At 42.1% G+C, this 202-nt stretch carries 1 protein-coding gene; it reads left to right on the top strand.

Annotated elements, in window-relative coordinates:
* A partial coding sequence (locus tag VQ643_RS16480) for an integrase core domain-containing protein (protein WP_414201608.1) occupies window positions 1-202 on the top strand: 202 nt, incomplete at both ends.

Here is a 202-nt window from a genome sequence, read left to right as displayed (position 1 = left end):
CAATACGTTGTGACAATGGCCCTGAGTACATCTCTGAAACAATAAAGGACTGGGCTAAAGAGCAGCAAATTACCATGCAGTATATCCAACCAGGCAAACCGACACAGAATGCTTATGTTGAGCGTTTTAACCGAACAGTGCGTCATGAATGGTTAGATTTAAACATCTTTGACAGCATTGAACAGGCTCAAGAACTTGCTAC

It is taken from the genome of Pseudomonas sp. F1_0610 (assembly GCF_047470865.1).
Taxonomy (GTDB): domain Bacteria; phylum Pseudomonadota; class Gammaproteobacteria; order Pseudomonadales; family Pseudomonadaceae; genus JAZDRH01.
The sequence above is the reverse complement of the archived record's forward strand: the minus strand, read 5'-3'. Positions and strand labels throughout refer to the sequence as shown.